This is a genomic window from Neisseria sp. DTU_2021_1001991_1_SI_NGA_ILE_055 (assembly GCF_032342915.1).
Taxonomy (GTDB): domain Bacteria; phylum Pseudomonadota; class Gammaproteobacteria; order Burkholderiales; family Neisseriaceae; genus Neisseria.
In genome coordinates this window covers 1,158,463-1,175,858 of record NZ_CP135440.1, presented here as the reverse complement: position 1 = coordinate 1,175,858, position 17,396 = coordinate 1,158,463, and the positions used below count along the sequence as shown (strand labels likewise).

Sequence of the window (17,396 nt, the reverse complement as noted above, 5' to 3'; positions counted from 1 at the left end):
GGTTGTAATTGTGTACTAAGGCAAAATGTTTTGGGCAGGCTGTTATGGCAAAAATTTCATCACTTACTGTTAGTGGTTATAAATCCATCCGTGAATTGAAAGATTTTCAATTTAAAAATTTGAATATTTTGATTGGAGCAAATGGTGCAGGTAAGAGTAATTTTATTAGCCTGTTTCGTATGCTGAATGCGATTTATGAGCAACACTTGCAGCTCTATGTGCAGAAACAGGGAGGGCCTGATGCTTTATTACATTTTGGTAGGAAAGAAACAGAAAGAATCCACGCAGAATTTTATTTTGATTTAAATGGGTACAAAATTAATTTAACTCCTACTAATGATAATAGATTGATTTTTGAATCTGAGATAAGTTGGTTTAAGGGAGTTTATTATTCTAATAGCCCAAGTGCCTTATTGGGATTGGGACATGACGAATCGAAATTAAAAGAAGCCAAAGATGGATACTCTCTATATGTTCGTCCAGCTATTGAAAGTTGGCGTGTCTATCATTTTCACGATACTAGTGAAACAGCTAAGGTCAAACAAAAACATGCTGTTAACGATAACCTAAAGCTTAAAACGGATGCTGCTAATTTAGCAGCATATCTACGCATGTTGTATAACAAATACCCTAAAGAATACAGAAGGATAGTGGAAAATATCCGTTTGGTTCTGCCGTTCTTCTCCGATTTTGTCCATCGAGAGGGTGAACCGGAATATATAGAATTAGAATGGATGCAGGTTGGTAAAACAGATACGCCTTTGAAAGCACATGTACTTTCAGATGGCAGCTTACGCTTTATCTGTTTGGCAACACTCTTATTACAGCCTAGTCAATTGTTGCCAGATACCGTATTGATAGATGAGCCTGAATTGGGTTTACATCCTTACGCTATTACTGTGTTGGCTGACATTTTTAAGCAAGTAGCTGAGTCTAAACAGTTAATTGTGTCTACGCAATCTGTTGAATTAGTTAATGAGTTTAGTCCTGAAGATGTGGTGGTTGTAAATCAGAAAGATGGAGCTTCTGAATTTGAGCGATTATCACAGGAGAATTTAGCAGATTGGTTAGAGGAATACGCTCTGGGAGAGCTCTGGAAGCAAAATGTTTTTGGAGGTCGACCTTGATGAAAACTATTATTATATTGACTGAAGGCCAATGTGAAGAAACTTTTATTCGCGATGTGGTTGCCCCTGCGTTTGGTCATTCAGAAACTTTTCTTGAAGCACGTTGTATTCCTACTTCCAAATCTTGTAGTGGCGGTGCAATTACAATTGATCGCTTTATGCGTTATGTTCGCAATACTTTACGACAACGCCAAGATACCTATGTTTCAACTATGCTTGATTTATATGCATTAGATACGGACTTTCCAAATTATGGAATTGCTTTATCTTCTTCTGATGTTTATCAGAAAGTGGATATACTGGAAAAGGGGCTATTGAGGAAAGTGGTTGATGAAATTGGCTGTCGCCAGGAACGTTTTATTCCCTATATTCAACCCTATGAATTTGAAGGCCTACTTTTTTCAGATGTAGAGGTTTTGAGCCAGCAAGAACCGGGATGGGGATCATATTTAGATTGTTTAAAGGCGATTCGGTCACAATTTGATACGCCTGAGCATATCAATAATAGTTATGAAACAAAACCTTCTAAACGGTTAGAAGGATGTTTAAGAAATCCTTCTTATAGAAAAACAAGGCATGGACCATTAGCAGCTAAAAACATTACTCTTTCAGTAATTGAACGTGAATGCCAACATTTCCACACTTGGATGGAAAAATTAAGAAGTTTATAACTTATGCTAAAACCCGACAAAAGGCTGCCGCCTTGGAAAGCCTCCTGCGTCCCCAAACAAACAGGTCGTCTGAAAACAAAATCTGATAAAAAAGTTAATTAGTTGATTGAGAACATAACATGCAATTCTCCTACTCATGGCTGAGAACCCAAGCCAATCCTGATCTTTCTGCCGATAAACTGGAACATCTTTTGACCATGGCCGGTTTGGAAGTGGAAGAAATCGATACTGCCGCCCCTGCTTTCAGTGGCGTGGTTGTTGCTGAAGTAAAATCCGTTGAGAAACATCCTGATGCAGACCGTTTGAACGTTACCCAAGTTGATGCCGGTACAGGCGAGTTGGTTCAGATTGTTTGTGGTGCGCCGAATGTCAAGCCGGGCATTAAAGTGCCGTGTTCGTTGCCGGGTGCCGTTTTGCCGGGCAATTTCAAAATTAAGCCGACTAAAATGCGCGGCGTACCATCAAACGGTATGCTGTGTTCGACCAATGAACTGGGTTTGCCTGATGATGGTGTGGATGGTCTGCACATTCTGCCTGAAGATGCGCCTGTCGGTACCAATATCCGCGAATACTTGGATTTGGACGATACGCTGTTTACGTTGAAAATTACGCCCAACCGCGCTGATTGCTTGAGCGTTAAGGGTATTGCGCGTGAGGTTTCTGCGTTGACTCAATGTGCGTTTACGCCTGTCGAAATTCAGACGGCCTCTATCGGCAGTGAGAAAAAACAGGCTGTCCGTATTGATGCACCGGCTGACTGCGGCCGTTTTATCAGCCGCGTTATTGAAAATGTCAATGCGAAGGCGCCTACTCCAGATTGGATGAAACAACGTTTGGAACGCAGCGGTATCCGCAGCATTTCCGCATTAGTGGACATCGGCAACTATGTCATGCTGGAAATCGGTCAGCCAATGCATGTTTTCGATGCCGACAAGCTGTCGGGCAGTTTGATTGTCCGCCGCGCTCAAAATGGCGAGACGTTGGCGTGTCTGAACGAGAAGACCGTTACTTTGGCTGACAATACACTGGTGGTTGCTGATGAAAAAGGTGCGTTGAGCTTGGCCGGCTTGATGGGCGGCGAGGCAAGTGCGGTTTCTGATGAGACGCAAAATATTGTATTGGAAGCGGCTTGGTTTGCCCCGGAGATTATTGCCGGTAAATCCCGTCAATACGGTTTTGGTTCGGATTCTTCTTTCCGCTTTGAACGCGGTGTGGATTACCGCTTGCAAGCTGATGCTATTGAGCGTGCTACCGAATTGGTGTTGCAAATTTGCGGTGGCGCGGCCGGTGAAATGGTTGAGGCACAAGGCAAATTGCCTGAGGCAAAACAGGTCGAATTGCGTTTAGGCCGTCTGAAAACGGTATTGGGCGTTGAAATTCCTGCCGAGCAAGTCGAAATTATCTTGCAACACTTGGGTTTGCAGCCTGAGAAAACCGCAGAAGGCTTCCGTGTCACTTCTCCTAGCTTCCGTTTCGACATCGAAATCGAAGCCGATTTGATTGAAGAAATCGGCCGTGTTTACGGTTATGAAAATATCCCTGACGACTATACTTCAGGCCGTCTGAAAATGTTGGCATTGCCTGAAACCAAACGCCCGCGTTTTGCTGTTTATAATGAAATGGCGGCACGCGGTTACCGCGAAGTGGTCAGCTATGCGTTTGTGGATGAGCAATGGGAGCAAGACTTTGCTGCCAATACCCATCCTATCCGCCTGCAAAATCCGTTGGCGGCGCAGTATGCCGTCATGCGTTCTACGCTTATCGGCGGTTTGGTGGAAGTTTTGCAAAACAATTTGAACCGTAAGCAAAACCGTGTACGCGTGTTTGAAATTGCCCGCGTGTTCAGCAAAGATACGGCTGATCAATTTGTTCAAAACGAACGTATCGGCGGTTTGTGGTATGGCTCCGTGTTGCCTGAGCAATGGGGCGAGAAAACACGCAACGTAGATTTCTACGATATGAAAGCCGATGTTGAGAGTCTCTTGAAAAACAAAGAGGTATCCTTTGTGAAGACCGAACATCCGGCATTGCATCCTGGACGTGCCGCCAATATTGTTTCAGACGGCAAAGTAGTTGGTTTTGTCGGCGAGTTACATCCGAAATGGCTGCAAAAATATGATTTGCCACAAGCGCCGCTGGTGTTTGAAATCGATATGGATGCGGTATTGGGCCGTGAGAAAACCCGTTATCAGACCGTATCCAAATTCCAGCCTGCACGCCGAGACTTGGCATTTGTAATGCCTGAAGCTGTGACGCATGATGATTTGTTAAATGCCCTGAAAGCGGCGGCGAACAAGCTGGTTCAAGAAATCAGCGTGTTTGACGTTTACCGCGGTACGGGCGTGCCTGAAGGCATGAAGAGCGTTGCCGTCAAAATCATTTTGCAAGATATGGAAAACACGCTGACAGATGAAGTCATCGAGCCTTTGGTTGCGAAAATGATTAAAGCGGCAGCCGAAAAAGACGCACAGCTTCGTGCTTAAAACAAGATAAAAGTTGTTGCCAAAAATTGCCAATCATATTTGATTTTTTGGTGAGGACTTGATTTTTAAAAGAATTTTGGTAATAATTGCACCAGTTTGAATGAAGGTAAACACATGACACTAACTAAAGCAGAATTGGCCGATATTTTGGTCGACAAAGTCAGCAACGTCACCAAAAATGATGCCAAAGAAATCGTCGAGCTCTTTTTTGAAGAAATTCGCAGCACTTTGGCGCGTGGTGAAGAAATTAAAATTTCCGGTTTTGGCAATTTCCAATTGCGCGATAAACCTCAACGCCCGGGCCGTAACCCTAAAACCGGCGAAGAAGTGCCGATTACCGCACGCCGTGTGGTAACTTTCCATGCCAGCCAAAAACTCAAAGGCATGGTGGAGCATTACTATGACAAACAACAATAACCCGGTTATTCCTGCCAAGCGTTATTTTACGTTGGATGAGATGTGCCAATTGGTGCAAATCAGTCCGGCTCAGTTTGCCCAATGGCAACATGAAAATAATGTTGTGATTGGATACGGTGGCGATCGATATACGCGCTCAGATGTCGTTAAGTTGTTGAAACTGAAAGATACGTTTGAACCGTATATCGATACGTTCAGCCGTGGTGCTTTGGATGCAAACGGCAATCCTGCTGCCAATGCAGAAGAAGTCCGTCATGGTCTGATGCAGGTTTTGTCTGATTTGGAGCGTCATCTTGGTTCTGAACAACAAAACCACCATGTCGAGCCGTAATCGATAAGAAAATTGTGATCAAAAGTGCAAAGGCATACAAGATTTGCATAATTGATTCTAATAAAGGCTGTTTGAATGATTTTCAGACGGCCTTTATTGTTTTATATTGCTTTCAAAATATCAGAATCTTGATTGCAAATGATTCTATGAAATAGCCGTAAATGTTATACTTAGCCTCTTGTTTGCCGATTGGGAAGAAACAGTCATTAGATAATGCGGATGGATGCCGCCTTTTCATGGCAGACTGAGGTTTTTAAAACAAATGTAACGGCAGAATAAATAGGCTGCCGGACAACATTCAAATCGATGAAATGGATAGCAGGAAATGAGCAGAATCCAACAAACTTTCTCAGCGCTCAATGGCGCAAAAGCACTGATTCCTTATATTACGGTGGGCGATCCCAGCCTTGAGACAACCTTGGCATTGATGCACAGCCTGGTGGCTAATGGTGCTGATATTTTGGAACTGGGTGTGCCGTTTTCTGACCCGATGGCGGATGGTCCGACTATTCAACGTGCGGCTGAACGGGCGTTGACAAATCATGTTTCTTTGCACGACGTATTGGAAACAGTACGATTGTTCCGCCAAACCAATGATAAAACGCCGGTTGTGTTAATGGGCTATTTGAACCCCATACATAAAATGGGCTATCAGGCGTTTGCGCAAGCGGCTGCCGAGGCAGGCGTAGATGGCGTGTTGACCGTGGATTCTCCGGTAGAAACCATTGCGCCTTTGCATGAATCGTTGAAAGCGCAAGGTATTGATTGTATTTTCCTTATTGCGCCGACCACAACTGAAGAGCGTATTCAAATGATTGCCAAAGTAGCCGGTGGTTTTGTGTATTATGTATCGCTCAAAGGTGTAACCGGTGCGGCAAGTTTGGATACTGAAGAAGTTTCGCGTAAAATAGAGCTTTTGCGCAAATATATTGATATTCCGATCGGTGTCGGCTTCGGCATTAATAATGCGGAGAGTGCGCGTAAAATTGGCGCGGTAGCGGATGCCGTTATTGTCGGCAGCCGTATCGTCAAAGAGATTGAAAGCCACGCAGGTAGCGAGGCTGAAGCGGTAGGCGTGTTGGTTAAAGAGTTGAAAGACGCGATTCGCTAAATTTTTTATTCCATTATTTCAGACGGCCTTACATTCAACAGGCCGTCTGAATTCTGAATTCCAAGGAGTCATTCATGAGCTGGCTAGATAAAATTCTTCCTCCGAAAATTAAAAACCGAAGCAGTTCGTCCAGTGTCCCTGAAGGCCTGTGGCACAAATGTCCGTCTTGTTCGGCAACCGTTTATTCAACCGAGTTGAAGCAAAACAGCGAAGTCTGCCCGAAATGTAATCATCACAATCCGCTTTCTGCGCGCGAACGTTTGAATCTGCTTTTGGATGAAGAAGGCCGTGAAGAGATTGCAGCCAATATTAAACCGACCGACCCGCTGAAATTCAAAGACAGTAAAAAATATCCCGACCGCCTCGCGGCTGCACGTAAAGCAACCGGCGAAGACGATGCCTTGGTTGTTATGAAAGGCACCATGAACGGCCTGCCTGTCGTGGTGGCTGCGTTTGAATTCCGTTTTATCGGCGGCTCTATGGGTTCGGTCGTGGGTGAGCGTTTCGTTCAGGGTGTACGTCGTGCCGTTGCAGATAATTGTTCGTTTATTTGCGTGACGGCTTCCGGTGGTGCGCGTATGCAGGAAGGTTTGAACTCTTTGATGCAGATGACGAAAACCAGTGCAGCTTTGCATTTGCTGACTGAAAAACGTCTGCCGTTTATTTCCGTATTGACCGACCCGACCATGGGCGGCGTATCTGCCAGCTTTGCCTTCTTGGGCGATGTGGTTTTGGCAGAACCGAATGCTCTGATTGGTTTTGCAGGTCCGCGCGTTATCGAACAGACTGTACGCGAAACCTTGCCGGAAGGTTTCCAACGTGCAGAATTCTTGTTGGAGAAGGGCGCAATCGACCAAATCGTCGATCGCCGTTCCATGAAAAAACGTATCAGTGATTTGATTACTTTGTTGCGTCATGAAGGTAAAGTAACTGCTGCTTGATTGGCACAATAAGAAAGGCCGTCTGAAAATAATATTTCAGACGGCCTTTTTGATTATTGATGATTAAGCAGTCAATGCGGCTTTCAAAACCTTATTGACTTCACCCATGTCAGCTTTGCCGGCCAGACGGGTTTTCAATACCCCCATGACTTTGCCCATATCGGCCATGCCCGATGCACCAGTTTCTGCAACGGCTGCTTCAACGGCAGTTTTGATTTCTTCTGCAGACATCATTTGCGGCAGGTAGCGGTTGAGGATTTCGATTTCTGCGTTTTCTTTGTCAGCCAAATCTTGACGACCGGCTTCGATATAAATTTTGGCGCTGTCTTTGCGCTGTTTTACCATTTTGGTCAGAATGGAGATGACTTTGGCGTCATCGGCTTCAGTACGCTCATCTACTTCAAATTGTTTGATGGCGGCATTAATCAGGCGGATGGTGCTTAAAGATACTTGGTCTTTGGCACGCATGGCGGTTTTCATGTCTTCGGTTAATTGTGTTTTTAGGCTCATAATGTTCTCACTTTATATCAATAAAAAGAAGCCGTCTGAAAAACAAAACACACCGCAAAGCTGCCCTTGCGGTGTGTCGTTTATCACAGGGCAGGCCTGTAATTAGTACATTTTAGGAGGCAGTTGTTGGCTGCGCAGACGTTTTTGCAGACGTTTGGCTGCAGCAGCTTTTTTGCGTTTGCGTTCGGTAGTTGGTTTTTCGTACGCTTCACGGGCGCGCAACTCGGTCAACAGACCGGTTTTTTCTACGGCACGTTTGAAACGACGCATGGCAACTTCAAATGGTTCATTCTCTTTAACACGAATAGCTGGCATTTTATTTCCTTTAAATTTTGTTCAATCAAACCGTTTTAAGAAATAGGGGACGGCTTGTCATAATGGGGTAGTTGTTGTATCGCTGGTTTGCCGAGGGCAGGGCGGGATACTCGCCGTGATGTAAACATCACCTCCTAACAAGTCGGCTTTTGCCGTGCAAGTGACCTTTTCGGTCAGAAATAATCGGGCGATTATCTTATAAATCCGATAGTCTGTCAAGGTTTCAGGCCGTTTGAACGTTTGATTCTGTCGCACTTTTCAGACGGCCTATCGGGTATTAATAACGGCCGGGAACCGTACCCATACGTTGTTTCAACGAAGTTTGCGGTTCGTTGAACAATGACGCGTAATAAGTCGCATTGGTCATGACTTTTTTCACGTAATCACGGGTTTCGGTGAATGGGATGGTCTCGGCGTAAATCGCGCCTTCCAAAGGCGAAGAAGCCTGCCAGTTACGGGCGCGGCCTGGGCCGGCATTGTAGCCTGCGGTGGCCATCACTTCGTTATTTTGCAGGCGGCGTTTGGCATCTGCCATGTACCAAGTACCCATGCGGATGTTGCCGTCCATGGTGTAGAGTTCGCTGCTGCTCATGCCGATTTTGCCGGCGATTTCGCGGGCGGTCGCAGGCATGACCTGCATCAGGCCTTGTGCGCCGACGCTGGATTGCGCGCCCATGACAAAGCGGCTCTCTTGGCGAATCAAACCGTAAACCCATGCCGGGTCAATGCCTGCCTGTGCGGCATAGCGGACGGTCAGGTCTTTAAACGGAGAGATATAGCGCAGTTTGTAGTTGAGTTTGTGGTCGGTACGGTCGGCGCTGTTGATCGCCATGTCGTAGAACTGGTTGTCGAAAGCGACTTGCGCGGCAGTCAGCAGGTTGTCTTCGTTGAAATCGCGGGTGGCAAAACGCCATTCTGCCTGTGCCTGACGGCGCATTTTAGAGTCGCCGTTGCTTTGGCTGTTTTTAAACAGAACTAATGCGCGTTTGATGGCGCCGTCTTCGCTCATGCGGCGGACATCTTTGGCATCGGCATCGGAAACGTTGTTGCGCGTATTGATGCGGCGGCCCAGCTCTTCACCTGCCAATACAGCGTAGAAATTGCGGCCGGAAGCGGCGGCTTTTTCATACATTTCTTTGGCTTGGCTGCTTTTGCCTTGTGCGGCAAAGCTGCGGCCCAGCCAATATTGCCATGTCGGGTCTTTTTGCAGTTTTTCAGGCATATGCTGAATCACGCTTGCCAATTCGTCCCAACGTTGCAGGCGCAAAGCGGCGCGTGCGTACCATTCCAATTGCTCGTCAGTCAGTTGCTTGCGGTCGGAAACGCGGCCGTAGTAGCTCAAAGCAGTCGGCATGTTTTGGCTTTGTGCATGGTAGTGGCCCAATACGCCCCATGCGAAGCTGCGTTGTTCGCGGCTGAGGCTGGGTTCCATGTCGGACAGGGTGGCGACGGCAGAAGCGGATTTGCGTGCATCTTTGCCGATTACGCTCAACAGGCTGTATTCGGTCGCACCTTGCGCGCCACCTTCAAACGGGCTGCCCAATGCGGCGGCTAGGTTGCGTGCATCCGTGGTTTGGCTGTTGCTCAACAAGCCGCGCACGCGACGCCATGCGTCGTTGGTGTTCAGACGGCCTGAAGCTGCCGCGCTTTCAACCAAGCGGGTACAACCGGCAGGCAGTTTGCCGGTAACGCGAACCAGCTCGGCGGCTTTGCTGTCATTGCCGCTGCTCAAATCGGCATAACATTGCACTTCTTGTGCGACGCCGGCGGCGTTCAATTTGCTGAATTCTTGACGGAACAAATCCCATTGGCCGCGCGCGCCCAAGGTTTTCAGCCATTCGTTGCGGACGTTTTCAGCCATTGCACTGTCGCTGGCTTGGGATAAAAATTGTTGTACCCAAGCATCGTCGCCGCGTTTGGCGGCATCGATGGCGCTTTGGTATTGGCTGTAATCGGACAGGACTTTGGATTCGCTGTCGGCGCGGCGTGAAGGAATAGAAGTGGATTTAGGCTGAACGACGCTTTCGGTTTTCGAAGCAGTCGGTGTGTTTTGGGTGGCGCACGCCGATAAAACAGCGGCGGTAATCAAGCTGAGGGAGAGAGGGAAAAGACGTTGAACGTTCATTGGATACCGTGTCGTTTTTAGAATCAAAATAGCTGCTTATTTTAAATGATTTATGCGGAATAACCGAACTACAAACCGATATTTACATTTTCAAAGCCCGGAAATGACTCAGGCCGTCTGAAATATGAAACACTTTTGAGGTATTCCTAATTCAGACGGCCTGTTATGAAGGAAGTCGTCAATCGGGTTTGTGCTCGATATAGTCTTGCGGTTTGTCGGCTTTGCCGGTGCGCGTAACCGTGTATTCGCCTTCGATAATGTCTTCATCATCTTTGGCAGGGCCGTAAGTTTGGCGGCTTTGGAAAGACTGTGCAGAAGAAACGGGCGTATTGCCTTTAAACGGAATCAGCAAGAGTAGGGCGACGGCGGTTGAAATAAAACCTGGGCTGAGCAGGAAAACCGCGGCGGCGGTATGGCGAATCGGCCACAGCATTTGATAGAGGGAAATGTTTTGGCCGCTGCGGACGGCTGCACCTGCGAGCAAAAGGCCGGAAATGCCGGTATGGCGCAGCATAAAGATACCGCTGATAAAGCTGACGGCCATCACAAACAGCGTCCAGCCGCCGCCTATCCAGTCGGCAACCCAGACGATGGACATGATTTCCAAAAAGATTAAAACCAAAAAACCGATTCCAAAATACTGCATAAGTGTTTGTTCCTTCATTCAACGGATAGTGTCGATTGTGTTTTATCTAGATAAAGATAAACCTTATTTTTTCAAGCAAATGCTGTGTGAAAAAGGGTAAACGGACGATGAGGTCGTCTGAACGGAGATAAAAATAAGACTGATGTTTCAGACGGCCTTTAGATATTCTATCGCATCACATTGTTCCAATCGCTTTCAAAATAGCTGACGAGAATTTGGTTGTTCAAATAATTTGCTTCAACCTTGCGCCTTGCCATATCGGGCGGAAAACGGAACATTTCGGCGGCGGTTTGGGCGTTCAGATAACGCGTGGGGACGTCGAATTTTTGCGGGACGGGGAATTGCTTATCAAATCCTGCCAGCACAAATCCCCATTCGCCGAAGGAGGGGACGTAGACATGATAGGGCGCGGTGTTCAACTTAGCCGCTTCGAGGGTGGCGACGACCGACCAGTAGGCATTGGGTGCGAAATAAGGCGAAGTCGATTGCACAACAATCTTGCCCTGCGGCTCAAGATGGCGGGCGACGAGGCGGTACATGGGGACGGAGTAGAGTTTGCCCAGCGAGAAATTGGAGGGATCGGGCAGGTCGATGATGATGACGTCGAATTTTTCAGACGACCCTTCCAGCCATTTGGCGGCATCGTCGTTGATGACGTGCATTTTGGGGTGGGATAGCGAGCCTTGATTGAGTGCGCTCAAGGTGGCGGAGGTTTTAAAAGTAGCGGTCATGTCGGGGTCGAGATCGACCAAAGTAACATTTTTAACTTGCGGATATTTCAAGACTTCGCGTGCCGCCAAGCCGTCACCGCCGCCGAGAATCAGGACGCGTTCGGCATTGGGCACCATCTGCATGGCGGGCAGAACGAGTGCTTCATGGTAACGGGCTTCGTCACGTGAGGAGAATTGCAGGTTGCCGTTGATATAGAGGCGGGTGTCGTCTTTCCAGCGTGTCACGACCAGCCGTTGGTAGGGAGAATGGCTTTGATAGACGACGGGATCGCCGAAATAGCTTTGTTCGGCTTTGAAGGAAATGCGGTCGGCGTAGGCGAAGGTGATGGCGAGGATGGACAAGACAATCAGCGCACGCAGGCGGATGGCGCGGTAGCGTGGCAGTTCGGCTTTAAACACGCGCGCGGTCAGGTAGGCGACGGCGGCGTTGAGGATGCCGAACAATAAGGCGGAACGCGCCATGCCGAGTTTGGGGGCGAGCAGGAGTGGAAATAATAACGAGACGGCAAGTGCGCCCAAGTAGTCGAAGGTCAATACTTTGGAAACGAGTTCTTTAAATTCTGCCCCTTTTTGGTTTAACACGCGCATAACCAACGGGATTTCCATGCCGACGACCGCGCCGACAATCAGCACAAAAGCGTAGAGCAGGGTGCGGAACGGTGCGGCGGACAAACCGAAGGCCACAAATAATGCCAGCGCGGAAATGCCACCGATGATGCCGACTAGAAGTTCGATTTCGATAAATCGGTGCAACACGTCTTTATCTTTGATGTATTGGGTCAGGTGCGCGCCTATGCCCATCGAGAAAAGATAAAGCCCGATGACGGAGGAAAACTGCAAAATACTGTCGCCCAAAAGATAGCTTGCGAGCGCGGCGATGATGAGCTCGTAGGCGAGGCCGCAGCTGGCGACGATGAAAACAGAGATAATGAGGGTACGGTGGGCATTCATGATGACGTTTTTGTGGCTTGAGTGTGGGCAATGTAATGATTTTTAAGGTGGGCTGCAAGTTTATTTATAGGATGTAGAAAAGGCCGTCTGAACAAATTGTTTCAGACGGCCTTTAATCTGTCAGGCATTAATAGCGGTGTTTGAATACCATGCCCACTGCGTAAGAAGATTTTTTCGGCAAATCTTCGTCGTATTTCGGATTGACACTTTCTTTCAACCAGCCGGCGCCGAGTGTGGCGGTTGTCCGTTTGGAGAAGCTGTAATCAGTGCTGACGGCGACGTGTTTGTAGTTTTCGCCGATGGAGCTTTTACCGTAGGCAAAGCCAATTTGAGGTTTGAAATTGCCTACTTTGTATGAGCCGGACACCATAAATTCTTTGGTGTTGTTGATTTCTTTGTCGTAAGAACCGGCTACGTTGCCTGCCGCATCTTTCCATACGCCCCAGCAACTGAAGCCGTCGCAAGTGTTTTTGGCGTATTGGAACGCGGCATCGACGGAGATTTTGTCTTTGCTGTATCCGGCCATGAATGCATGGGCTTGGAAGTCTTTGGTTTCGGTTGGAGAGTCGTTGGGTGCGTATTCGGCAGCGTAGTGCGCGTTAAAGCCGTTGTTGGGGTGGTAGTAGTCCACGCCCCAGCCGAAGACCCAGTCGCCGTCACGTTTTTTGTCCGGATTCCAGTCGTTGTTGTTACGCGCGGCATTGGAACCTGGGGAGACGTTGAATTTGAATTGGAAACCGTTTTTCCAAGGCGATTCATAAGCCATGGAAACGCGGCGTTGGCCGAAACGGGAAATTTTGCCGAATTCCAAAATCGGGCTGTTGGTGTCGAACGGGTTCAGATAGATGCTGTTCATAGGGGTACTGATGTAACCCATTTTGACGGTGCCGAGGTTTTTGTAACTGTTGAGCGCAACGTATGAGTCAGCAGTACCCCAGCCGCCCCAGCGGTCGGAATCGAAGTAAATAAAGGAGCCAAGTTGCCATTTCAACCATAAGTCGTTGTTGAGCGGTACTTCATCGGAGAGATAAAGACTGGAACTTTTATCGGAAATGGTTGTAGAGGTTACACCGGTTTTATTGTTGTGTTCGACCTCGGTCATGATGTAGATGGTACCGCTCATTTTAGGTTCGGCGTGGGCGAAGCTTATGGAAGAACCGATGAGGGTAGTGGCAACAAAACAAGATAACTTGTTCATTTTGTTCTCCTTTTATGTCTTTTTCTTAATTGGGGACGGGAAATTCGGATAATCTTATTTGACAAATTATAAAAAATCAATACATTTGTAACTTATCGTAGGATAAATTGAAAAATAGTTTTCAGTTACGTATTTTTGTGTTAATTTGCCAACAATCTTAGGCGGCTGCTTTTATTTCGATGGTATAGGTAGTTTTAAACACTATTTTTATATCTGGAAATAGAGGATTTAACTGGGTTTGAAAACCTCAAATATTTGTAGTTAAGTGTAGTTTGAATAATCAGGCCGTCTGAAAAAGAAGAATACCCAAAAGAAGGAATGAAATATGGCCGGAAAAACCTATCCGCTGTTGGCTGCATCATTGGCCGCCGTATTTGCGTTGTCGGCGTGCAGCCGCGATGTCAAACCCGCCCCTGAGTTTAAGCGTACTGATTATGAGCGCGTGGTGGTCAGCAACGGCGTCGAGCCGGGCACGCTGGACCCGCAGATGAGCGGCGATATGGCGGCGGGTGCGATTATCCGCCAGCTGATGGATGGTTTGGTCGGTACGGATGCCGAAGGCAAAACCATTCCTGCTTTGGCGGAAAGATGGGAAAGCAAGGGCGAGCGTGTCTGGACTTTCCATCTGCGTGATGCCAAATGGAGCAATGGCGATCCGATTACTGCCGAGGATTTTGTGTACAGCTTCCGCCGTCTTGCCGATCCGGCTACGGGCGCACCTTTCGGCAGCTATTTGGTCGATGCCCAAGTGGAAAATGCGGAAGATATATTAAACGGCAAAGCCAAGCCTGAGACATTGGGCGTCAAGGCGTTGGACGCAAAAACCCTGCAATTTACGCTGATTGCGCCCGTACCTTATTTCCCCGATATGCTGATTCAGCAATTCACTTTCCCGGTGCACCGCGCCACTGTCGAAAAATACGGCAACAAGTGGACGCAACCCGGTCATTATGTTTCCAGTGGCGCTTATCTGTTAAAGGATTGGAAAGTCAACAGCCACATCAATATGGAACGCAACCCCAATTATTACGATAAAGACAAAGTAGCCATTCCGAAGGCGGTTTTCTTGTCAGGTAGCGGCGAGTACAACCGTTATCGCGCCAATGAAATTGATGTGACTTACGGCATTCCCAGCGATCAGGTCAAAGTGGCGGATATTGAGTTTCCGGGACAAGTGAAACGTACAACTTCTTTGTGCAGCTGGTATTTGGAGCCGAACCACGAAGCGGCGCCGTTTAATGATCCGCGCGTCCGCAAGGCGCTCAATATGCTGACGCGCCGCGACATCGTCGTCAAAGTGGGCGGCCGCGGCGACACGCCTGCGTTCCAATTGACTCCGCCGCAAATGCAGGGCGTGATTCCTGTTTATCCTGAGTGGAAGGAATGGACGCCTGAAAAACGTATCGAAACCGCACGCAAACTGTTGAACGAAGCAGGCTACAACGATGACCATCCGCTTGAGTTCGATATTTTGTACAGCACCAGTGAAGCGTCCAAAAAACAAATTACTGCCGTGCAGTCGGTGTGGAAAGCCGCGATTCCGTTTATCCGTCCGACTTTGTCCAACGAGGAATGGAAAACTTATTTGGATACGCGCGCGCAAGGCAATTTCAAGGTTTCGTTCAGCGGCTGGTGTTCCGATTTTAACGATCCGGCGGGTATGCTCAATATCTTGAAATCCAACAACTCAAACAATGCATTCCGCTACAAAAGCGCGGCGTTTGACGCATTTATGAACAATACGCTGAAAGATGGCGTCAGCAAGGAAGCGCGCAGCCAGCTCTATGCCGATGCGGAGAAGCAGCTTCAAGAAGACGCTGCGCTGATTCCGCTGTATCATCAGGTTGAAGTGCGTATGGTCAAACCCGATATTATCGGCTATTCCGACAAAGACCCTTTGCGGAACTATACGGTCAAGAGCTGGTCGTTCGCACCGAAAAAATAGATTGATGATAGACAGCACAAATTTTCAGACGGCCTTGATGACAGGGGCCGTCTGAAACAATAGGAGACATAACACATGAAATCTGTACAACAACGTTTGTCCGCTTTACGCGAAGCCATGAAAAAACATGGCGTGGACGCGTTTGTCATTCCTTCCGCCGATCCGCACCTTTCCGAATACCTGCCCGAGCATTGGCAGGCGCGCCGCGATTTTTCCGGTTTTACCGGTTCGGCCGGCACTTTGGTGGTAACCGCCGATAAAGCTGGCGTGTGGACGGACAGCCGCTATTGGGAACAGGCCGGCCAACAGCTTGCGCCAAACGGCATCGAGCTGCAAAAAATGGGCGTTGATGCGCCTTATACCGAATGGTTGGCGCAAAATCTGCCCGAGGGCACAGTGGTCGGCGCGCCTGCCGATATGTTCGCACTCAGCGGCGAGCGCGGTTTGAAACAGGCACTTGCCGCCAAAAACATCCGCCTCGAATATCCTGAAACCTTGTTGGACGAAGTGTGGGACGACCGTCCTGCATTGCCTACTCCGGAAATCTACGTTCACCATCCCGATTACGTTTCCGAAACTGCGGCCGAAAAACTGGCCCGTATCCGTGCGGCCATGAAGGAGCAGGGTGCAGATGCGCATTTGGTTTCTTCTTTGGACGACATCGCTTGGATTACCAATCTGCGCGGCGACGATGTGCCGTTCAACCCCGTGTTCTTGTCCCATCTGTTTATCAGCCAAGATAAAGCCGTATTGTTTACCGATGCAGGCCGTCTGAAAGCCGAATCTGCCGAAGCTTTGAAAGCGGCAGGTTTTGAAGTGTTGCCTTATGCGCAAGCGGCAGACTATTTGGCTGGCGTTAAGGGCGCATTGTTGATTGATCCGAATAAAACCGCCGTCGGTACTTTACGCCGCCTGCCTGAAGACGTTCGTTTGATTGAAGCCATCCACCCAAGTACATTCTTCAAATCGGTTAAATCCGATGCCGACATCGCCCATATCCGCAATACCATGGCGGAAGACGGTGCGGCATTGTGCGGCTTCTTTGCCGAGTTTGAACAAATCTTGGCAGACGGCGGCGAATTGAGCGAGCTGGACATCGACGGCATGCTCTACAAACACCGCAGCCAACGTCCCGGCTTTATTTCGCCAAGTTTCGACACCATCGCCGGCTACAATGCCAATGCCGCCTTACCGCATTACAGCGCGACACCGGAAAACAACAGCAAAATCAAAGGCGACGGTATGTTGCTGATTGACTCCGGCGGTCAATACTGGGGCGGTACGACCGACATCACGCGCGTAGTGCCTGTCGGCAATCCGAGTGCGGCCATGAAACGCGACTACACTTTGGTGTTGAAAGCGCATATTTCTCTGGCGGAGACCATTTTCCCTGAAAACATCAAAGGCCCGATGATTGATGCCATCTGCCGCAAATCGCTCTGGCAGGCACAATGCGATTACGGTCACGGTACAGGTCATGGCGTGGGCTATTTCCTCAATGTGCATGAAGGCCCGCAAAGCATTGCCGTTGCCGCCGTACCGCAACCGCATCACGCGATGAAGTCAGGTATGCTGACTTCCAACGAGCCGGGTCTTTACCGTCCGGGCAAATGGGGTATCCGTATCGAAAGCCTGGTCATCAACCGTCCGGTTGAAAACCCAGAGGAAACCGAGTTCGGCAAATTCCTGTATTTTGAAACCGTTACCCTCTGCCCGATCGATACGCGCCTCATCGATACCAAGCTGATGACCGGAAGCGAAATCGAATGGCTGAACCAATATCACGCCGAAGTGCGCCGCCGTCTCGAGCCTTTGACAGAAGGCGCGGCCAAAGCATGGCTGATCGAACGCACCGAACCTTTGGCGCGTTAACGTGAAAGGCCGTCTGAAACGG

The 17,396-nt window shown here is 48.5% G+C and carries 15 protein-coding genes; 9 read left to right on the top strand and 6 right to left on the bottom strand.

All coding sequences use genetic code 11. The features are described 5' to 3' along the window. Nucleotides 1–44: 44 nt before the first annotated feature. The 7 genes from RRV97_RS05500 (at nucleotide 45) to accD (ending at nucleotide 7,081) form a co-directional block, all read left to right on the top strand. Entirely contained in the window at nucleotides 45–1,127 is a 1,083-nt protein-coding gene (locus RRV97_RS05500) for an AAA family ATPase (protein ID WP_315612203.1), read from the top strand. Beyond that, nucleotides 1,127–1,798 carry a DUF4276 family protein gene (locus tag RRV97_RS05495; RefSeq protein WP_315612202.1) on the top strand — a complete coding sequence of 224 codons (672 nt, stop codon included), beginning with the start codon at nucleotides 1,127–1,129 and terminating at the stop codon, nucleotides 1,796–1,798. Before RRV97_RS05500 ends, RRV97_RS05495 begins: the two co-directional genes overlap by 1 nt. 119 nt (nucleotides 1,799–1,917) lie before the next feature. Next, nucleotides 1,918–4,281, top strand: a complete 2,364-nt coding sequence (pheT, locus tag RRV97_RS05490) for a phenylalanine--tRNA ligase subunit beta (protein ID WP_315612201.1) — start codon at nucleotides 1,918–1,920, stop codon at nucleotides 4,279–4,281. Between the two features lie 114 nt (nucleotides 4,282–4,395). Next, nucleotides 4,396–4,698 (top strand): integration host factor subunit alpha, encoded by a 303-nt coding sequence (locus RRV97_RS05485; protein ID WP_003680933.1) that lies wholly within the window; start codon nucleotides 4,396–4,398, stop codon nucleotides 4,696–4,698. Continuing rightward, complete coding sequence (locus RRV97_RS05480) at nucleotides 4,682–5,029, top strand: hypothetical protein (protein ID WP_315612200.1); 348 nt, start codon at nucleotides 4,682–4,684, stop codon at nucleotides 5,027–5,029. Before RRV97_RS05485 ends, RRV97_RS05480 begins: the two co-directional genes overlap by 17 nt. Before the next feature lie 325 nt (nucleotides 5,030–5,354). Continuing rightward, entirely contained in the window at nucleotides 5,355–6,140 is a 786-nt protein-coding gene (gene trpA / locus RRV97_RS05475) for a tryptophan synthase subunit alpha (RefSeq protein WP_315612199.1), read from the top strand. A gap of 74 nt (nucleotides 6,141–6,214) precedes the next feature. Continuing rightward, nucleotides 6,215–7,081, top strand: coding sequence for an acetyl-CoA carboxylase, carboxyltransferase subunit beta (gene accD / locus RRV97_RS05470; RefSeq protein ID WP_315612198.1), 867 nt, complete (start codon nucleotides 6,215–6,217; stop codon nucleotides 7,079–7,081). A gap of 63 nt (nucleotides 7,082–7,144) precedes the next feature. On the opposite strand, the gene RRV97_RS05465 is transcribed toward accD, so the two are convergent. The 6 genes from RRV97_RS05465 to RRV97_RS05440 form a co-directional block, all read right to left on the bottom strand. Continuing rightward, nucleotides 7,145–7,591 (bottom strand): GatB/YqeY domain-containing protein, encoded by a 447-nt coding sequence (locus RRV97_RS05465; protein WP_311476510.1) that lies wholly within the window; start codon nucleotides 7,589–7,591, stop codon nucleotides 7,145–7,147. Nucleotides 7,592–7,693: 102 nt separating this feature from the next. Next, nucleotides 7,694–7,906: a 30S ribosomal protein S21 gene (gene rpsU / locus RRV97_RS05460; protein ID WP_003680926.1), complete on the bottom strand. Its 213-nt coding sequence runs from the start codon at nucleotides 7,904–7,906 to the stop codon at nucleotides 7,694–7,696. Between the two features lie 277 nt (nucleotides 7,907–8,183). Beyond that, nucleotides 8,184–10,031: a lytic transglycosylase domain-containing protein gene (locus tag RRV97_RS05455; protein WP_315612197.1), complete on the bottom strand. Its 1,848-nt coding sequence runs from the start codon at nucleotides 10,029–10,031 to the stop codon at nucleotides 8,184–8,186. Between the two features lie 178 nt (nucleotides 10,032–10,209). Continuing rightward, on the bottom strand, nucleotides 10,210–10,677 hold the full coding sequence (locus tag RRV97_RS05450) for an FxsA family protein (protein ID WP_315612196.1): 468 nt from the start codon (nucleotides 10,675–10,677) through the stop codon (nucleotides 10,210–10,212). A 167-nt stretch (nucleotides 10,678–10,844) separates the two neighbouring features. Next, nucleotides 10,845–12,359: a polyamine aminopropyltransferase gene (locus tag RRV97_RS05445; RefSeq protein WP_315612195.1), complete on the bottom strand. Its 1,515-nt coding sequence runs from the start codon at nucleotides 12,357–12,359 to the stop codon at nucleotides 10,845–10,847. Nucleotides 12,360–12,486: 127 nt separating this feature from the next. Further along, on the bottom strand, nucleotides 12,487–13,557 hold the full coding sequence (locus RRV97_RS05440) for a porin (RefSeq protein ID WP_315612194.1): 1,071 nt from the start codon (nucleotides 13,555–13,557) through the stop codon (nucleotides 12,487–12,489). Nucleotides 13,558–13,882: 325 nt separating this feature from the next. On the opposite strand from RRV97_RS05440, the gene RRV97_RS05435 reads away from it, so the two are divergent. Then, nucleotides 13,883–15,502, top strand: coding sequence for an ABC transporter substrate-binding protein (locus RRV97_RS05435; protein WP_049323491.1), 1,620 nt, complete (start codon nucleotides 13,883–13,885; stop codon nucleotides 15,500–15,502). 75 nt (nucleotides 15,503–15,577) lie between these two features. Next, on the top strand, nucleotides 15,578–17,374 hold the full coding sequence (locus RRV97_RS05430) for an aminopeptidase P family protein (protein ID WP_295846968.1): 1,797 nt from the start codon (nucleotides 15,578–15,580) through the stop codon (nucleotides 17,372–17,374). The last annotated feature ends 22 nt before the right edge of the window (nucleotides 17,375–17,396 follow it).